General features: G+C 40.1%; 12 protein-coding genes. 9 read left to right on the top strand and 3 right to left on the bottom strand.

Annotated elements, in window-relative coordinates; translation table 11 throughout:
- Positions 1-4 precede the first annotated feature (4 nt).
- Together IQ236_RS04485 and lnt are read right to left on the bottom strand one after the other, a co-directional pair.
- Positions 5-1,126 (bottom strand): hybrid sensor histidine kinase/response regulator, encoded by a 1,122-nt coding sequence (locus tag IQ236_RS04485; protein ID WP_190521765.1) that lies wholly within the window; start codon positions 1,124-1,126, stop codon positions 5-7.
- A gap of 129 nt (positions 1,127-1,255) precedes the next feature.
- Positions 1,256-2,851, bottom strand: coding sequence for an apolipoprotein N-acyltransferase (lnt, locus tag IQ236_RS04480; RefSeq protein ID WP_228041418.1), 1,596 nt, complete (start codon positions 2,849-2,851; stop codon positions 1,256-1,258).
- A gap of 220 nt (positions 2,852-3,071) precedes the next feature.
- On the opposite strand from lnt, the gene IQ236_RS04475 reads away from it, so the two are divergent.
- The 7 genes from IQ236_RS04475 (at position 3,072) to IQ236_RS04445 (ending at position 12,077) form a co-directional block, all read left to right on the top strand.
- Positions 3,072-4,484: an MFS transporter gene (locus IQ236_RS04475; RefSeq protein WP_193868151.1), complete on the top strand. Its 1,413-nt coding sequence runs from the start codon at positions 3,072-3,074 to the stop codon at positions 4,482-4,484.
- Positions 4,481-5,803, top strand: a complete 1,323-nt coding sequence (locus tag IQ236_RS04470; RefSeq protein ID WP_193868150.1) for an alpha/beta hydrolase — start codon at positions 4,481-4,483, stop codon at positions 5,801-5,803. The genes IQ236_RS04475 and IQ236_RS04470 overlap by 4 nt, the downstream gene beginning before the upstream one ends.
- Before the next feature lie 52 nt (positions 5,804-5,855).
- Positions 5,856-6,971, top strand: a complete 1,116-nt coding sequence (locus IQ236_RS04465) for a hypothetical protein (protein WP_193868149.1) — start codon at positions 5,856-5,858, stop codon at positions 6,969-6,971.
- Positions 6,955-7,290, top strand: a complete 336-nt coding sequence (locus IQ236_RS04460; protein ID WP_193868148.1) for an acyl carrier protein — start codon at positions 6,955-6,957, stop codon at positions 7,288-7,290. Before IQ236_RS04465 ends, IQ236_RS04460 begins: the two co-directional genes overlap by 17 nt.
- Complete coding sequence (locus IQ236_RS04455) at positions 7,290-8,627, top strand: ANL family adenylate-forming protein (protein WP_193868147.1); 1,338 nt, start codon at positions 7,290-7,292, stop codon at positions 8,625-8,627. The genes IQ236_RS04460 and IQ236_RS04455 overlap by 1 nt, the downstream gene beginning before the upstream one ends.
- Before the next feature lie 222 nt (positions 8,628-8,849).
- Complete coding sequence (locus IQ236_RS04450) at positions 8,850-9,875, top strand: class I SAM-dependent methyltransferase (protein WP_193868146.1); 1,026 nt, start codon at positions 8,850-8,852, stop codon at positions 9,873-9,875.
- Between the two features lie 183 nt (positions 9,876-10,058).
- A complete protein-coding gene (locus tag IQ236_RS04445) occupies positions 10,059-12,077 on the top strand; it encodes an alpha-amylase family glycosyl hydrolase (RefSeq protein WP_193868145.1) in 2,019 nt (672 codons plus the stop codon).
- Between the two features lie 107 nt (positions 12,078-12,184).
- Here IQ236_RS04445 and gyrA read toward each other — a convergent pair whose 3' ends face one another.
- Positions 12,185-14,818 carry a DNA topoisomerase (ATP-hydrolyzing) subunit A gene (gene gyrA, locus IQ236_RS04440; RefSeq protein WP_193868144.1) on the bottom strand — a complete coding sequence of 878 codons (2,634 nt, stop codon included), beginning with the start codon at positions 14,816-14,818 and terminating at the stop codon, positions 12,185-12,187.
- A gap of 180 nt (positions 14,819-14,998) precedes the next feature.
- On the opposite strand from gyrA, the gene IQ236_RS04435 reads away from it, so the two are divergent.
- The gene (locus tag IQ236_RS04435) at positions 14,999-15,919 is read left to right on the top strand and encodes a histone deacetylase family protein (protein WP_190521782.1); all 921 of its coding nucleotides are present in this window, start codon (positions 14,999-15,001) and stop codon (positions 15,917-15,919) included.
- A gap of 220 nt (positions 15,920-16,139) precedes the next feature.
- Positions 16,140-16,334, top strand: a complete 195-nt coding sequence (locus IQ236_RS04430) for a hypothetical protein (RefSeq protein ID WP_407676139.1) — start codon at positions 16,140-16,142, stop codon at positions 16,332-16,334.
- Positions 16,335-16,393 lie beyond the last annotated feature (59 nt).

Here is a 16,393-nt window from a genome sequence, read left to right as displayed (position 1 = left end):
AGAATTAAGAATTAAGAAGGGAGTGATATTCGGTGTTTAATTCCAAGGTAAAAATTGAGCCTTTGGGTTGATTATCCGTCAAGGAAAGGCAGCCTTGATGAGCATCAATCACCATTTTACAAAAGGCTAATCCTAATCCGGTTTGATTAACGCCTTCAAAACGTTGACCAATCTCATATTTTTGAAAAATACTTTGCTTGAGTTCATCTTTCACCCCCCTTCCCGAATCTCGAATATAAACTTTAACGATATTAGCATCGGGAGGATATTCAACTTCCATTGAAACCCAACTGTTGGTCGGGGAGAATTTAATTGCATTATTGAGTAAATTTTCAAGTACCCGTTTAATTAAATCTGGATCAGCCATGACTAACCGTTTTGCTTCGGGAATAGTAGCGGTTAAGTTGATTTTCTTTTTAATCGTTTGAGCTTCAAATTCATTAACAACCTCTTGAACCATAGCCGAGAGATTTACCAGTTGAGGATTCAGCAGTGCTTTACCAGATTCTAGCTTTGCCATTAACAATAAAGAATTAATCAGGTTGTTTAAATGTTTTCCTGAAATGGCAATTTGCTCGACTTTTTGAGATTGTTTTTCTGTTAAATCCGTGAGGGTCAACAGTTCACAAGCTAATGTAATCGCCACTACTGGATTCCTCAGATCATGAATGACAGCATAGGCCATATCTTCGCGTAATTGCAATAAGTGTTCTAATTTTTGACGGGATTTTTCTAACTCATCGTGCTGTTTTTTGAGTCGCAGCATGGAACGAACTCTGGCTCTAACTTCCAGCGCACTCACTGGTTTTCCAATAAAGTCCTCTGCCCCAGCTTCTAAACATTGTGCTAAAGTTTCTTTAGAATTGAGTGCCGTAATCATAATAATGGGAATCGAATTCCATTCAGGAATTTGTTTGATTTGGCGACAGATATCCATCCCATCACAGTCAGGCATCATCACATCTAATAAGATTAAATCGGGTTTACCCCATTCTAAAAATTTAAACACCTCAAATCCACTGGAGGCATAATGTAATTGATATCCTTCTCGAAATAGAATTCCTTCGAGAACGTCAAAGACATCCGGTTCATCATCCACAATCAGAATTGAGTCCGACTTGATCATGGCTATTTGTTGATTTTCAATAAAAATTCATACGCAATTTGAAGTTTAATCAGGGGAAGATAACTTCTCACCGCTTATTTTTAAGAGATATCTGTATGACCTTGAATTATTCAGACAGTGTGATAAAATTTAGGGGAAAAGATCGATTTTTGTAAAAAATACAGTTATCCCTATTATTAATAATACAGGCATAAGCCAATTTCCCCAACGCACATAGAGAGTTTGAGTCTGATCACGATAAATTATATCAGCATACAGTTCATAAGTATTGTGATGGGAAAGCCAGAGAGTTCTACCATGAGGATCAACAACGGCTGAATATCCTGTATTAGTGGCTCGAATTGTCCAGCGATCATTTTCAATGGCGCGCATCACATCAAGGGCATGATGTTGAGCTAACATGGTTGAGGAATAGTGGGCATCATTGGATGCTGTGATGATGAATTCTCCTCCTTGAGCCGTTTGCTTGCGAAAATGGCTGGCAAATGCAGAATCATAACAAATTCCTACCGTTGCTTGACCGAAAGGGGTTTGAAATGTTTGACCGGGTTTCCCGTGAATTAAAGTGGCTTCTAAGGGAGATAATCGTCGAATAAATGGCCCTAAAATTTCACTAAAGGGGATAAATTCTCCTAACGGAACTAAATTGATTTTATCATATTCGCTGATAATTTTCCCGTCCTGATTAATCGAAAATAAACTATTGGTATATCCTTCTTCTTTTAAAGCAAAACTGCCAACTAAAGCCGGAACTTTTTCCTGTAAAATAGCTTGATAAAAAGAACTATTGTGTCGTTGAATGGGGTCAGTCCAAAAAAAAGGTAGGGCTGTTTCGGGGGTTAATACAAAATCTACGCCTTGATTAGCTAAGGTAATATATCCAGTGGTATAACCCTGTAAAGCTTGCAAAAAGCCTACCGGATTTAATTTAATTTCATTGGGAATATTGCCTTGAATAATTCCTACTTTTAAAGCTTGTTCGGGGTTATTATTCAAAGGACGATTATATAAGATTAACCCTAAAATATGAGAACTGATAAAAAATATTAACGCTAAAATTAATAATTTAACGGTTTTTTGATGCTGTTCAAATATTAATCCTTCGGCAATTAATCCATTAACAATTAACAAAATAGCTGTAACTGTTGTAGGGCCAGAAATTTGACCTAAATGTAAAATGATTAAATTTCCGAAACTTTGGGTATAGGATAAAGAAGACCACCATAAGGCCCCAGAACTCCACAAAGATTCTAATCCACACCATAAGGCTGTTCCAATTAAAACCCGTGTTAAAACCAGGGAAATAGCCGAATATTTTTGAGAAAGTTTAGCGGATAAAATTAAAAATAATCCTGTCCAAACCATCACTAAAGCTGTTCCCCAAAGGGTAATAAAAGTCCAACAAAATAAAGCAATGGCTAAACTCGCTAACCCGGGAATTCCTAACCAAGTCATGGGGTGAATTCCAGTAATCCAAAATAAAGCAATTCCGTAATAACCAATTCCCCAAACTAACGCGAATATTAACGGGAGTTTTAAACGCTGTAGAGACAATATAGGATAGGTTTCCAGGTTATTTTTAGCCACAATCAAAACATTAACCCAAAGGGGAACTAATGCCACCCAAGCGAACCCCCAAAGTCCCCAAGGTTCTGTGGCTAACCCCATTAAAACCCCACCGATTCCAGTTAATAATAAACCTTTAATCATTTCACGTTGATTCATAAAAATCTTAAGGGGTTCACGCCTTAACAATAACAGGACTTACGCAACTGACGCAGCACTCCTAGAGTAACTCAGGCAGAGTAAACAGGGAAGAGTTAACTCCACAGAGGATTATAGTCTTTTTGTTCGCTGGGTTCTCTGTAGGAGATGAAGAAATGTTAACAGAAGACGAAAGAAAAGTAATAAAATGTTCATTATTTACCTGCAATCTACTGTAATTATGACAAACTATGTAGATCAACTGATTGAATTTATTCGTGTACAGACGGGCCAAAAGCCTTCGGCATCGCTTCGCCCAGGCGAGTCTCTACGTCAGTTTACTATCTTTTGGTTGGGGCAATCTTTATCAGAAATTGGAAATCGTTTAACAGGATTTGGTTTGGGAATTTGGGTTTATCAAAACACTCACCAAGTTGCAGGTTTAAGTTTAGTCATATTTTTCACCACTTTACCCGGTGTATTAATGACTCCCTTTGTGGGTGCTTTGGTAGACAGGTGGAATCGCAAATGGACAATTATTTTTAGTGATTTAGCCGCAGCAACGGTGACACTAACCCTTGCTTTTCTTCTATTCACTGATCATCTACAAGTTTGGCATACTTATATTACAGCATTTTTTACATCAGTTTGCGGTTGTTTTCAAATGATTGCTAAGGGTGCCGCTTTACCAATGATGGTAAAAAAAGATCAAATGGGAAGAGCTAATGGACTGATTCATTTTAGCACAGCCGTCGGACAATTAACCGCACCAATTTTAGCAGGTATACTCATTGCTAGTATACAACTTGAAGGCTTGCTAATGGTTGATTTTTCTACCTATCTAGTTGGTTTGTTGACTCTCTTAATGATTGAAATTCCCCAACCCGAACCTAGAATTACATCATCTCAGGGTATCCAAATCGATACTATTCTTAATGATATTTCCTACGGTTGGGAAATTATTTCTACTAACGCTGTTTTGCCAATTTTACTAGCATTCATGACCATTCATTTTTTTGTAGATGGCATGACAACGGTTTTGATTAATCCCCTAATTTTATCCTTTTCTTCAGCTAAAGTCTTTGGTAGCGTCATGTCAATTGCTGGTTGTGGAATGGTAATTGGTAGCATATTGATGACTATTTGGGGAGGAGGAAAAAAATATATTTCTACTTTGTTTACTTTTGCAGCATTAAATGGTATAGGTTTAATGATTGCGGGGCTTAAACCCTCCATTCCTATCATTGCCTTGGGTCTGTTTCTGTCCTTTTTAACCTTACCCATTATTCTCGGTACGAATATGACAATTTGGCAAACTAGCGTCAATTCCAATGTACAAGGACGGGTGATTGCACTGTATAGCACATTTATAGGTTTGGCTTTGGCTTTGGGTAATCTCAGTGCCAGTCCACTAACCGATAAATTGTTAGAACCGATGTTATCAGATGATGGGTTATTAGCTAACAGTATCGGAACTTTAATTGAAACTGGCCAAGGGCGAGGAATTGGATTTTTGCTCGTATTAGCAGGACTGCTAATTTTTACTATAGCCATCATGTTGTATACTTATTTTGCTTGGAAAAATATTAATGAAGAAACAAATGAGACTGAGAAATTAATAGTTCCGGGTAGAGAAATCGTAGAAGACTTATGAACCTAGATTGTCAGCAAAACAGCCCCCAAAAAATTAGAGGGCGGCTAGAAAAAATTGAGTTATACTCAACAGTTTTTGGTTGTATTCGCAAGTTATATCTCTATCTGCCTCCTAGTTATCAAAATAACTCTCAACAGCGTTATCCGGTGCTTTATATGCACTATGGGCAGCACCTGTTTGAACCCCAAAAACCGGATCGTGAATCTTGGCGGGTACATGAAACTATTGAGCAATTACTGGATGCTAATTTAATTGATGAAATTATTGTTGTTGGTATTGCTGCTGCGGCTGCTACTGTAACATCTGATTTTTGGCACTATGCACCCTTGTATAAATATCAATCACTGACAGGTCATGTCTACGAACGCTTTATTGTGCAAGAGGTAAAGCCCTTTATAGATGAAAATTTTAGGACATTGAGCGATCGCTCTCACACTGCCATGATTGGAGCTTGTTCTGGTGCAACTGTCAGTTATAATATCGCCGAACGCCACCCCCAGATCTTTAGCAAAGTCGGGATGCTCTCACCTGCTGTCCGTAGTTTTGATACGAATACTGGGTTGTACTCCTGGCCGATGCACAAACCCCAATTTCAACTTTGGATAGATGTTGGCGATGCGGAAGGAATTTACACCCATCCGGTTAGAGAATGGGTTGATACACTGATAGAACAAGGTTGCGTCCCTAATACTGACCTATTTTACTACCTAGAACCCGATGCGGCTCATCATGAAACCTACTGGGGTAAACGTCTGAAGAATCCATTGTTGCTATTTTTTGGTAACAAAGGTCAACCAGTTTCAGTAAAGCTACAGGGTGAAGACATTTTAGGGGTAGGAAGTAAACCACTAACGGTTAATCCCATTGTGGAATATGACACTGGCTTCCGATGTACCGATTTTATGGGTAATTATCAGATTGAGCAACCCCAGATGATTGCTGTGGAGCCGGGAAACCGCTTGATTGGACTTTCCCCTGGTGTAACAAAAGTGTCTTTCTCTTCTCAAAGGTTAGAAACATCGCGTAGTTACAAAGTTGTCTCCAGTCTGCCTGATCAAGTGCAAGTTCGCCTCCGCGCCCATGTTCTGGGGTCAACCCCAGAGGTTGAACAGATATATTTTGGCACATTGCCCTTACAGCGCGTGAGTGCAACTATCTATGAAGGCAAATATACCTTGCCAAGGGATTTTACCTTAGCAGATGTTTTTAGCTGTGGGATGGGTAACTTTGAGCGACAAAAGGACGGTTCACCGATGCCACTGCGGTTATTACAAGCACGGGAAGATACAGAACTAGAATATAAGATTGAACTTATGTAACTAAGTTTTAGCTGGCAATTATAAGATTTCACTCCTAGAAGAAAAAAATGATATGGATCAAATTACCCTGGCATCAGAACTCAGGCTGGAAGTTCCTCCTTATTATCAGTGTCAGTACCCGTTAGTGGATTTGCATCTGCGCCAGATGACGGGTCAAAGTATGCTCAGTTTATTAGCTAACTCCGAATTTTGGAGTGTTCCTGTCTTTAGGGTGGAAACCGATGATTTAGTGCCGAATCCCGTCATCATTAGTAGGGAAAAGCTGTTTAAGGAGGAAATGGACTTATTTGAGTTAAATATCACCTGTGCATCTTCTTTTGAGGAAGGACTGGCTCAAATCAGCACCCGTATCCAACGCAATGAACCTGTAATCATCACCGGAACGACCTACGAACTCCCATATAGTCCAGATTTCCACAATCCCAATTATCTCAAACCGCACACCACTTCTGCTTTAGGTGGTGCTTTTCAGATTGCTGATCACTATATATCTGTGATTGGATTAGGATCTGACGAAGTTTTACTTTATGATCCTATACCCAACAAATTTTTTGGTGCTATTTCCCTGGAAGCATTAGCAAAATTTTGGCGCGGTAATGTCCAGTTTGAGGTTTTTACTCAAGCTAGAGGCTTTTCCTTGCTAGTCAGTTACGGTATTATTAACGTGACATTCGCCGCCAATTATCAAAATGAAAAGCTAGATCAACTAGCAATTAATATTCTCAATCGTGTGAATAGCGCCTTTTTGGCAGGAAGGACAAGAAGTAGACCGGGTAGGATTTATTTGTCAGGGGTGGCTTTAAGTAATTATATCTATGAAACTTTTAGTTCTTATTACTTCAAGACAGGAGAAATACCCCAATCTCTGGGAAAATGCCTGTTTGATATGCGTTGGAGTCGCTATTATCTGCGGGACTTGCTGCAAAATCTAAAGCAAGAATTTAATTTTCCTCTTTCAGAAATTTGTCATGAGATGCTGGAGGTGATTGACTTATGGGAAGAGGTTTATAAAACATTTCTTACTCTTATACGGAAAAAGTCTGCCGTTGATCAAGCCCAAGTCCAGAAATTTATAGATTTTCTGGCGCAGGTGATCCAGAAGGAGCAAGACTTTCATGGTCAGATTCAAACTTGGTTAAGCAAAAAAAACAATGAAAGAACGATCTGAGCTTCATGACAATGTTCAGAAGATTGTCCTAGCCTGTATTGAAGAAGTAATTGCCCAAGGTTGGGGTCGCATTCAGATTGAACAAGGTGAGGCGGCTAATATTTTGGCAGGGGGCGGATTTATTGATTCATTAGGACTGACCTCATTACTGGTCGCGATCGAACAGGATATTGAGGCAGAGTTAGGATTCACAATTAATTTAACGAGCACAATTACTGAAATTACACCCAGTAGCACCCATCCACTGGCTACTGTAGGCACACTCACTAATTACATTGTTAATCATATTGATAATATTACTGTTTCTGGGGTTGTTTAATGGCTATTGAATTTCTGCTAGACAGGTTTGAGCACACTAAAGATGAGGAAGCCTTAATTTGGCGCGATCACTCACTGCTTTATGGTGAACTGAGTCAACTGGTGAAATTTTGGCAGGAACGTTTACACACAGAGTTAATTCCTAAAGGTGCAGTTGTCACTTTGGAAGCAGATTTTTCACCTAATGCGGTGGCTTTGTTATTAGCTTTACTTCAGCATAATTGTATAGTAGCTGTTTTAACAGCCGAGATGAAAACCAGTCGGGCTGAGTTGCGTCAGATTGCAGAAGTAGAATGGATTATCAAGATAGATCCAGAAGATGATGTGAGCATAGAAAAAACGGGAACTCAAGCGACACATGAGCTTCTGTGTCAACTGCGCGATCGCCAACATCCAGGACTAATCATTTTCACATCGGGTTCTACAGGTAAGAGTAAAGCCGCTATTCATGATTTTGCTCTGATGCAAGAGAAGTTCCAAACCCTCAGACCTGCTCAGAGGACATTGTTATTTTTACTATTTGATCATATTGGCGGTATTAATACCTTGTTGCATATTTTAGCAAATGGGGGATGTGCGGTTATACCCTTAGATCACTCTTGCGAAACAGTAGCATCTGCGATCGCCCAATATCGAGTACAGGTATTACCTACTTCACCGACCTTTCTCACACTCCTACTTCTGAGTGGTGTTCACCAGCGATATGACCTGAGTTCCTTAGAAATTATCACCTATGGTACAGAAGTCATGCCAGAAAGCGTTCTTAGTAGCTTAAACCAACTTTTTCCTCAAATCCGCTTTCATCAAACCTACGGACTTACAGAACTGGGGATCATGCGTTCAAAATCCCGATCATCTGATTCTTTATGGTTCAAGGTGGGTGGGGAAGGATATGAAACCCGAATTGTTAACGGAATGCTGGAAATTAAAGCCAAAAGCGCCATGCTTGGATACTTAAACGCTCCCGCACCTTTTACTCCAGATGGTTGGTATATGACAGGGGATGTGGTGGAAATTGACGGGGAGTGGCTCAAGATTCTCGGACGTAAATCGGAAATAATTAACGTTGGTGGTCAAAAGGTTTATCCGGCTGAAGTAGAGAGTGTTTTACAAGCTATGGAAGGGGTAGCGGAGGTTTCAGTTAAAGGTGAGGCAAATCCCATTACTGGTAATATAGTGACCGCAAAGGTACGGCTGACAACCGATGAATCTTTGCGTAACTTTCGCATCAGATTACGAGCTTTTTGTCAAGACAAATTAGAGTCTTATAAAATTCCCGTGCGGGTAACACTGGTACAGGAAAGATTGCATAGCGATCGCTTCAAAAAAAGCCATTAGTTTCTTCATAAAAACCCACAAATTAACAGATTAATAACTTTGGTAATTCAAATGAAAGAATACAAGTATTAGCCAACAGGAGACATCAGATGAAACACCTATAATATATCCTTTCCCTCGGAGTTTAGAAGTCACTAAAAAATATGTTGAGTGCGACGGCGGTTTTGGTAGAATAACTACTGAGAATAAATTGAGTGTTTGCTTCATTCAGGTATCTATAACATGGCAAAAATTACTGCTACAGTCTATGACACCATTGACCCCTACCAGTGGGTGACAGATATTGCACATCAAGCTTGGAAAGCCAGAGATCAGGAAGTTTGGGTTAACAACATTCAAGACTTGATTACCCCGGATGCTGTGATTCTGGATGCTGGATGTGGACTAGGAAGATTATTGCCTCGTTTCTGGCCAGCGAAAAAGATTGTTTTGGTCGAACCTGACCGCAGGAGATTTCTGCACGCTTCTGTGGTTGCTCAGTGTCTATTAAATGACGACCAAGAACTATTAGAAAAATTAAAAGATGACGATTTTTGGCAAACCGATGAATACGAGAGTTTACTGGAAGCAGCCCATACATCACCCGTGAACAGTGAAAAAGTTCATCTGATCAATGATGTCATGCAAAGTCCAGATATTGCCCAATATGGACTTTTTGACCTGATTGTTTGTTCCCATATTTTTGAGCATATTTCTTTAGACATTATCCAAGAAAGTATTGCGGCTTTTTATAATTTCCTCAAGCCCAATGGTTCTTTAGTAATATTTGCTTGTAAGTCTCCTATTCTTTATCACGTCCGTCTCACTAAGGAATTTGATCATCAAAATCTTCTGATTACACGATCAGAATTTGCCGAAATTTGCCAAGGAAGTCCAGCCACAGGATTAGGAATTAGATATATACCTTTTGAACTGTTACAAACCCTTTTAAATCATCCCTTTAATCCCACCTTAAAAGAGATATTTCCAGAGGAATTTAAATCTAAATCCGAATATTATCAACTGCCAATAACACCGCTATTTACCATTAAGCAATGGGAAGCTTACCACTCTGAGTTTTATACTCATAAAACTATGGCAGTTGGTACATATATTGAATATCCACAAATTCAAGCTCGTCTCTATCGACCTATTAAACCAATTGAGAGTGTAGAAGAGATATTAGAACTTGAACACCTAGTTAATGAGAATGATACTTTAAAGAAAATGCACTTAATTGATATGGTGGTAGTTGCTCAGAAACAATAAAACTATAGCGCCACTTGAAGAGGGAACACCGATTTGGGATTGCTATATAATACATTTAAAACTGCATTATACTCCTGAAAACTAGATGTATTAATCCTCAAAAGCTATCTATTTAAACTTGTAGGACTTACGCATCTATCTCTAAAGTTTCGACCTACCACCTTTAACTCATAGGAATGCTATATGCGCTATTTTGAGGAATACTGCGAAGTCCATTTAGACCCTAGCATTGCGCCCTATAATTGGGTATTTAGAAGTCACGAAAAAATCTGTATTAGATTTGGTGTTCACCTATCTAAACATCCCGATTATGGTCAAATAGTCTATGAGTTAAATGATGGTCAAGGATATTGTGATGTAGAGCGCATCAGAACACAAACCGAAAGTGTGAGCGAAAATGGCTTCCAGATGTTTTCAGTGATTCTCCCACCTGTTAGTAATGGGGGAGGATATCAATATAGATTAGGCTATGTGGATACTGATGGAATTGAACATACAAGTGAGCGATCGCAATTTTTGTTAGTCTGCGATGAAGCCCCACGTTCAATGACAGAAATTCCCTCTATATTTTTAGGAATTGTCAATCATTATCCTGTATACGGTCCCAAACCATCTGTACCGATGACCTCTAGCAAAGATTGGGGTTCTCGTTTATTTTACTCCATTATTATTGATAGATTTGCTCTGAGTAAAGACACAACTCGTACTCCTCTAAGCCCTGTTAAATATGATCCATCTTGCCCCCATTCCAGTCATGGAGGCACAATTCAAGGTATAATTGAGCATTTAGAATACCTCAAGTCATTGGGAGTTAGAGCAATTATTCTTACTCCTGTATACGTCAATGCTCCTGATGGTTATCATGGCTATCATCCCATTCATTTATTGATGGTTGATCCGCGTCTGGGTACAATTCAAACTTTACGAGACCTGGTAAAAAAAGCGCATGAATCTGATATTGCTGTCATTTTAGATGTAGTAAACAATCACATTGCTGATAGCATTAACTGGGAAGAATATGGCGGCCCACCAGGAGGAGAATTCAAATATGTGCAAGGTGAAGAATCCGCCGTTTTACCGTTTCCTATCGAAGCCAGGAATACATCACTCTTTCACGGGCCAGAATACACCGATATGGTGAATCAAAGATTGTTTGGATTTTTAGAAGACTGGCGCACAGAAACACCTTATGTTCGTGAATTATTAATTCAACACCTAAAATACTGGATTGCCGAAACTGATATTGATGGTTTTCGCTACGATTCTGCACGTCACGTTGGTTTAGACTTTTGGCAACCTTGTGTCGAAGAAATATCAAGATATGCTGGGATTTTCGGAAAAAAAGAATTTCTGCAAATAGCCGAACACGCAGGGAGTACCCACGAACAAGTCATTGAATATAATAATGCCAAATTTTCTGGTTTGATTGACTACCCTACCTATTATATTGTCAAACATTCTTTAGGCAATGGTAATTGGTTGTGGGGTTTGGCAGATTATTTTTGTGGTTTTCTCAAGCCATCACAGTCATATTATGCGGGTTGGCAGAATAATATTATGTTCTTGGATAACCAAGACACCAGTAGAATTTTTCATGAATTTTGGAATCGTACTCACAACCGAGAACAAGCGCGTATCCGTGTACATTTTGCCCTAGCTTGTTTGATATTAGGGCCGCAAATACCTTCTATTTATCAAGGAACAGAACAGGAATTTGATGGTGCATTAGGATGGCATGAAGAAGAAGGTCAAGAAGAATCTATTGGTCATGATTGCTATGTGCGTGAGGATATGTTTGATAATCCTGCTTGCGATTGGAAATTTGGTGTAATTAACCGCAAAATTTTTCACCCCTATAGCAGAAACCACCCGACTTTTTTACTGATTCGACAATTAGCAAAAATTCGATTTCAACACCGGCTTTTTCAAAGTGGAACTCGAACTTTGTTACATTCTAAAAATAATGGTTTATGGTGTGTACTGATTCATGGTATAGCTAACGAACACCCTTTATTTATTGCTTTTAATTTGGGGCCGAATCCATTGTTAGAGGAAGCTTTCAAGATTCCTCATTGGTATGGGGAGTTTTGCGGAGCCGATATATTAATGACTATATCGGGTGGAGTGTTTCATTTAGTAAAAGATGAGATGCGAATTAAACTTTCACCCTTCTCTTTTGTTTTAGGGCGACTCTTACATTAACCAATGCTTTCGCCAAAAGGTTGTAGGGTGGGTGACCACTGATCAATTGATGTTGAGATCCTTGTCTTTCTCGTGTTACCCACCCTACGATTAAAAATCAACCGGATTTATTCTTCTTCTCCCGATTCTTCTGAAGTTGATGAAGTTTCCGCATCTTCTCCAGAGGCTGGAACAATGGCAACCGCCGCAATTGAATCTTCTTCGTATAAGCGCTGAACTCGAACCCCGGTCGCACTTCGAGACTGAAGGGGAATGGCATTCACCACTTGACGAATAATAATTCCACGACTGCTAATTAACATTAACTCCTCGGTTTCATCCACAACTTTTAAGGCGACAACTTCATCTTTTTTGGCATGGGGTTTAAACTTAGTGGCAATAATGCCTTTCCCTGCTCGATTTTGTAAGCGGAATTGAGACACCGGAACCCGTTTTCCATAACCACTGGCGGTGATGACTAAAACGGATAATCCTTGAGCGGTTCCCTCCGTTACAACTTCAGTTTCAGTTTCATTTTCCTCGGTGGTTTCTGTGGCTATTACCATTAATTCTTCATCGGTTTCCGGTTCTTCACCTTCGGCTTCCGCCAGATTAGAAATAATCGCACTGGGCAAAATATCCATGCTAATTAAGGTATCATCTCCTTTCAATTTCATGGATTTAACGCCTCGGGTTGCCCGTCCTAACGGTCGCAATTGTTTATCATTGGCTTTAAAATGAATTGCCATGCCATGACGGGAACCAATAATAATTCCATCTTCAACTTTTGCCCGTCTCACCCAGCGTAATTCATCTCCTTCTTCTAAGGAAATGGCAATTAAACCATTAGTCCGAATATTACTAAAGGCGGATAATTGGGTTTTCTTAATAAATCCTCCTTTGGTTAACATCACCAAGTATTCATCATCGCTAAATTCGCTAACGTGAACAATAGAGGTGATCCGTTCTTCCTTGGGAATGGGTAACATTTGAACGATGGGAACTCCTCGCGCGGTGCGGGAAGCAACGGGGATTTGATAGGCTTTGATACTATAAACAACACCCCGTTCACTAAAGAATAAGACAGTATCATGATCGCAACAGGTGATAAAGTGTTGAACTTCATCATCCTCTTTCATTTTGGTGCCTTGTTTACCTTTTGTGGCTCGACTTTGGGCGGCAAAAGTATTCACAGGCATTCGTTTCATATAACCTTGTTCTGTTAACAGAATTAAGGCTTTTTCATTGGCAATTAAATCGGTTTCATCTAACTCCCCTTCGGTATGTTCAATTATAGTCCGCCGAGGGGTATTGAACTTTTGTTTGAGTTCTAGGGCTTCCTGTTCAACAATTTCTAAGATTCGTTCCCTGCGCGCTAAAATATCGTACAAATCAGCAATTTTAATTTGCAGTTCTTGGTGCTCTTGGTCAATTTTTTGAGCTTCTAAAGCGGTTAACCGTCGCAATTGCATTTGTAAAATTGCATCGGCTTGTTGTTCAGATAACCCATAGTTGGTCATTAATTCTTGTTTGGCGATGGGAATATCAGCCGCATGACGAATTAAGGCAATAATGGCATCTAAATTGTCTAAAGCAATTAATAACCCCTGTAAAAGATGATCTCGTTCTTGGGCTTTCCTGAGTTCATATTCCGTGCGCCTGCGAATCGTTTGTTCGCGGAATTGGAGGAATACTTCTAAGAAGCGTTTGAGGTTAAGAATTTCCGGGCGGCTATTGACTAACGCCAACATATTAGCCCCAAAATTGGTTTGTAAGGGCGTTTGTTTGTAGAGGTTATTGAGAACTACACGGGCATAAGCATCCCGTTTGAGTTCAATTACAATCCGCATTCCATCGCGATCGCTTTCATCCCGAATATCAGAAATTCCCTCTAATTTCTTATCATTAACCATTTCTGCAATGCGTTCAATCATTGCCGCTTTATTGGTTTGATAAGGCAATTGAGTAATAATAATCGCATCTCGATCGGGTCTTCCTTTATGTTCGATGGTTTCAATGGTAGCAACCCCACGCATGGTAATCGAACCCCGACCATCGGTATAGGCTTCTTTAATTCCCGATGTCCCTAAAATTTGCGCCCCCGTGGGAAAATCCGGCCCCGGAATATGACGCATTAATTCAGCAATGGTAATCTCAGGATTATGAATTAATGCTACTAAACCATCGACTAATTCCCCTAAATTGTGAGGGGGAATATTGGTTGCCATCCCAACCGCAATTCCTGACGATCCATTTAATAATAATTGGGGAATTCGTGCGGGTAAAACTAACGGTTCTTGTTGAGAACCATCGAAGTTATCGCCAAATTCAACGGTTTCTGCGTCAATATCTCGTAGGAGGGAATCAGTCGTTAAGGCTTGCAAACGACATTCGGTGTACCGCATGGCAGCCGGGGGATCGTTATCAACTGATCCGAAGTTCCCATGACCGTTAATTAACGGCGATCGCATGGAAAAATCCTGCGCCATCCGCACTAAGGCATCATAAACGGCGACATCCCCATGAGGGTGATATTTACCGAGTACCTCCCCCACCACACGGGCACATTTACGGAAGGGTCGATCAGGGGTTAAGCCCAGTTCGTTCATGGCGTATAAAATCCGTCGATGAACGGGTTTCAAACCATCCCGCGCATCTGGCAGTGCCCGCCCTACAATTACGCTCATGGCGTATTCGAGGTAGGATTGCTGCATTTCATTTCTCAGATCCGTCGGGATAATTCTCGACTCAGAGGTACTCATACCTTCAAAAACTCCATTACAATTTAAAATTAGTCACCTTTAACCGAAAATATTAGGAGAAATAAAATCATCTTCGGTATAGGCTCTAAAATCAGTGACTAATGCTTAAAATTATACCATAATTTGCCTTCTTCTTGGGGGTGAAATCTGGGATTAAAATTGACAATAAACTCTTGACAAATGCTAACAGTTATTTATTCTGACAAATTCCTCAACCATAAGACGGGATTATTCCATCCAGAACGGCCAGAACGGTTAACCGCGATTGTAAATGCCCTAAAATCGGTATCTTGGGCCGAGCAGTTAGACTGGAAAGAACCGACTCCGGTGATGGATCGCCAGCAACCCTTGATGAGGTTATTGGAAACGGTACATACCTCTTCCCATATTCAACGAGTTAAAGCGATCGCCGCTCAGGAGGGCGGTTATTTGGATGGAGATACCCCCATTTCGGCTGAAAGTTATGATGTGGCACTGTTGGCGGTGAGTGCCTGGTTGGATGGGGTGGATCAAGTCTTGACAACGGCACATCCGGCTTTTGTTTTAGCGCGTCCCCCCGGACATCACGCCGAAGCTGATCGAGGGATGGGATTTTGCTTATTTTCTAATGCAGCGATCGCCGCTTATTATGCCTTAGAACAACCGGGAATTGAGAAAGTCGCTATCTTAGATTGGGATGTCCATCATGGCAATGGAACTCAAGCGTTAGTGGAAGATGATCCTCGGATCGCTTACTGTTCGTTACATCAATCTCCCTGTTATCCGGGGACGGGATATCCAGAGGAACGTGGCTCTCACAATAATGTGCTGAATCTTCCTATGTCTCCGGGTAGTACCATTGAACTCTACAAACCTGCCTTTCAACATTATATCTTGCCCTTTTTACAACAGGTACAACCGGATTTACTAATTGTAAGTGCGGGATATGATGCCAACCAGGATGATCCCTTAGCCAGTATTTCTCTACAACCACAAGACTACGGACTGTTCACTGAATATTGTTTACAACTCACCTCTAAAATTATCTTTGGACTTGAAGGAGGCTATGATTTGCCCAGTTTATCTCAATCCGTTGTAGAAACCTTGGAAAAATGCCTTTAGGTAGTCAGTTATCAGTTATCAGTTATCAGTTATCAGTGTGGAAATTGCCTAGACAGTTTGGCAACACAGTTGATCTAAATCACAAAACTTATCGCAGTTAATCACAAATTTACAAAGCGTTGAGTCACTTAATATTCAGAAGAAAAAGTTCATAATTAATCCAGATAAACGATGGACTTTGATCAACCTCTGAGTAACACATCCCAAGGAAAGGTGATTTATGATGGCATATCGTCCAGTACCCCTTGAAGAACTTTTTGGTCAAATTATGTTTTCTAGTGTCGTGACTCGCAGTGATCGTCAACACTTGCGTTCCGCCATTTTAGGTGAGAGTTTGACTGATGATGAAAAGGCGATTATTAACCGATTACTGTACAATGTTCGTCGGGGGTGGGTGAAGTTAGTAGATCTGTAGTTGATCAGCACCCTGTTTTAATCAAAAATTTTCATCAATAGAGTTTCCGTTACCCATTT

The organism is Planktothrix mougeotii LEGE 06226 (genome assembly GCF_015207485.1).
Classification (GTDB): Bacteria; Cyanobacteriota; Cyanobacteriia; order Cyanobacteriales; family Microcoleaceae; genus Planktothrix.
The sequence above is the reverse complement of the archived record's forward strand: the minus strand, read 5'-3'. Positions and strand labels throughout refer to the sequence as shown.